The organism is Ensifer sp. Root142 (assembly GCF_001426785.1).
GTDB lineage: Bacteria > Pseudomonadota > Alphaproteobacteria > Rhizobiales > Rhizobiaceae > Ensifer > Ensifer canadensis.
The window spans coordinates 362501-365934 of sequence record NZ_LMFK01000046.1; the positions used below are offsets into that span (position 1 = coordinate 362501).

At 53.1% G+C, this 3434-nt stretch carries 1 tRNA gene and 2 rRNA genes; all 3 read left to right on the forward strand.

From position 1 onward, the window contains the following. The first annotated feature begins 15 nt into the window (after window positions 1–15). Window positions 16–2811 (forward strand): 23S ribosomal RNA (locus ASD52_RS32130). A 122-nt stretch (window positions 2812–2933) separates the two neighbouring features. Next, window positions 2934–3048 (forward strand): 5S ribosomal RNA (rrf, locus tag ASD52_RS32135). 296 nt (window positions 3049–3344) lie between these two features. After that, window positions 3345–3421, forward strand: a tRNA-Met gene (locus ASD52_RS32140). The last annotated feature ends 13 nt before the right edge of the window (window positions 3422–3434 follow it).

Genomic DNA, 3434 nt, shown 5'->3' on the forward strand with positions numbered 1-3434 from the left:
ATTGGCAATGAGAACGATCAAGTGAAAGAAGGGCATTTGGTGGATGCCTTGGCATGCACAGGCGATGAAGGACGTGATACGCTGCGATAAGCCGTGGGGAGCTGCGAATAAGCTTTGATCCATGGATCTCCGAATGGGGAAACCCACCTTAAATACTTGGAAAATTTAAGTCGTGCTTAGGTACGGCTTAGGTTTCCAAGTATTGTTTAAAGGTATCTTATTCTGAATACATAGGGGTAAGAAGCGAACGCAGGGAACTGAAACATCTAAGTACCTGCAGGAAAGGACATCAACCGAGACTCCGCAAGTAGTGGCGAGCGAACGCGGACCAGGCCAGTGGCACTGAGGAATAAAGTGGAACGACATGGAAAGGTCGGCCGTAGAGGGTGATAGCCCCTTACACGTAGAACACTCAGTGTCCTTGAGTAAGGCGGGACACGTGAAATCCTGTCTGAACATGGGGAGACCACTCTCCAAGCCTAAGTACTCGTGCATGACCGATAGCGAACAAGTACCGTGAGGGAAAGGTGAAAAGCACCCCGACAAGGGGAGTGAAATAGAACCTGAAACCGGATGCCTACAAACAGTCGGAGCCCGCAAGGGTGACGGCGTACCTTTTGTATAATGGGTCAACGACTTAGTGTGACGAGCAAGCTTAAGCCGATAGGTGAAGGCGCAGCGAAAGCGAGTCTGAACAGGGCGTTCAGTTCGTCGCATTAGACCCGAAACCGAGTGATCTAGCCATGAGCAGGTTGAAGGTTGGGTAACACCAACTGGAGGACCGAACCCGCATCTGTTGCAATAGATTGGGATGACTTGTGGCTAGGGGTGAAAGGCCAATCAAACTCGGAAATAGCTGGTTCTCCGCGAAAACTATTTAGGTAGTGCGTCGACCGAATACCCTCGGGGGTAGAGCACTGGATGGGCTATGGGGACTCACCGTCTTACTGATCCTAACCAAACTCCGAATACCGAGGAGTACTAGTCGGCAGACACACGGCGGGTGCTAACGTCCGTCGTGAAGAGGGCAACAACCCTGACCTCCAGCTAAGGTCCCCAAGTCATGGCTAAGTGGGAAAGGATGTGAGGATCCCAAAACAACCAGGATGTTGGCTTAGAAGCAGCCATCATTTAAAGAAAGCGTAACAGCTCACTGGTCTAATTAAGGGTCTTTGCGCCGAAAATGTAACGGGGCTAAAGCCATGCACCGAAGCTGAGGATACGTCGCAAGACGTGTGGTAGCGGAGCGTTCCGTAAGCCTGTGAAGGGATACCTGTGAGGGGTCCTGGAGGTATCGGAAGTGCGAATGTTGACATGAGTAACGATAAAGAGGGTGAGAGACCCTCTCGCCGAAAGACCAAGGGTTCCTGCTTAAAGTTAATCTGAGCAGGGTTAGCCGGCCCCTAAGACGAGGCGGACACGCGTAGTCGATGGGAACCACGTTAATATTCGTGGGCCTGGTGGTAGTGACGGATTGCTTAACTTGTACATTCTTATTGGATTGGGTGTGCAGGGACGCGGTTCCAGGAAATAGCTCCACCGTATAGACCGTACCCGAAACCGACACAGGTGGTCAGGTAGAGTATACCAAGGCGCTTGAGAGAACTATGCTGAAGGAACTCGGCAAATTGCACGCGTAACTTCGGAAGAAGCGTGACCCTTTTTGACGCAAGTCAGAAAGGGTGGCACAGACCAGGGGGTAGCGACTGTTTATCAAAAACACAGGGCTCTGCGAAGTCGCAAGACGACGTATAGGGTCTGACGCCTGCCCGGTGCTGGAAGGTTAAGAGGAGGGGTGCAAGCTCTGAATCGAAGCCCCAGTAAACGGCGGCCGTAACTATAACGGTCCTAAGGTAGCGAAATTCCTTGTCGGGTAAGTTCCGACCTGCACGAATGGCGTAACGACTTCCCCGCTGTCTCCAGCATAGACTCAGTGAAATTGAATTCCCCGTGAAGATGCGGGGTTCCTGCGGTCAGACGGAAAGACCCCGTGCACCTTTACTATAGCTTTACACTGGCATTCGTGTCGGCATGTGTAGGATAGGTGGTAGGCTTTGAAGCAGGGACGCCAGTTCTTGTGGAGCCATCCTTGAAATACCACCCTTATCGTCATGGATGTCTAACCGCGGTCCGTTATCCGGATCCGGGACAGTGTATGGTGGGTAGTTTGACTGGGGCGGTCGCCTCCGAAAGAGTAACGGAGGCGCGCGATGGTGGGCTCAGACCGGTCGGAAATCGGTCGTCGAGTGCAATGGCATAAGCCCGCCTGACTGCGAGACTGACAAGTCGAGCAGAGACGAAAGTCGGTCATAGTGATCCGGTGGTCCCGCGTGGAAGGGCCATCGCTCAACGGATAAAAGGTACGCCGGGGATAACAGGCTGATGACCCCCAAGAGTCCATATCGACGGGGTTGTTTGGCACCTCGATGTCGGCTCATCGCATCCTGGGGCTGGAGCAGGTCCCAAGGGTTTGGCTGTTCGCCAATTAAAGCGGTACGTGAGCTGGGTTCAGAACGTCGTGAGACAGTTCGGTCCCTATCTGCCGTGGGTGTAGGAATATTGACAGGATCTGTCCCTAGTACGAGAGGACCGGGATGGACATATCTCTGGTGGACCTGTTGTCCTGCCAAGGGCATAGCAGGGTAGCTATATATGGAATGGATAACCGCTGAAGGCATCTAAGCGGGAAACCAACCTGAAAACGAGTATTCCCTTGAGAACCGTGGAAGACTACCACGTTGATAGGCTGGGTGTGGAAGTGCGGCAACGCATGAAGCTTACCAGTACTAATCGTTCGATTGGCTTGATCGTTCCCATTGCTCATGCTCATCATTGATGAGCGACGTGTTCAAAACAAAACGAGGCGGTTTATCCTCCTCACCAGCTTCTCATTCGGTTTGCCCCAGCTAAGGGCAAATCTTGCGCTTTGCCGACCTGGTGGTTCTGGCGGGGTGGCTGCACCCGTTCCCATTCCGAACACGGCCGTGAAACGCCCCAGCGCCGATGGTACTTCGTCTTAAGACGCGGGAGAGTAGGTCGCTGCCAGGTCTGCAAAACGCAAGATAAAAAAACCGCCGCTCCCCTTCGAGGCATAGCCGAGAAGGACAAGGCAGCGGCGAAAACAAACCGAAAATCTTCTCTGAACAAACGCTCGGCCAAGCCGAAACGCAAGGGCCGCCTACAAGCGGCCTTTTTGCTTGGTTAAACTCGCAGTAACAAACGGGATTTTGCTTCGCAAAACCCGAACCGGATTAAAGCATAACCGCTAAAGCGGTTACGCAACCGCGATAAACCGCACAGCGGTTTACGCACCGGATAAACCGCAYAGCGGTTTACCGAGATGGCGCGGGGTGGAGCAGCCCGGTAGCTCGTCAGGCTCATAACCTGAAGGCCGCAGGTTCAAATCCTGCCCCCGCAACCAAATCAAAAAAAAA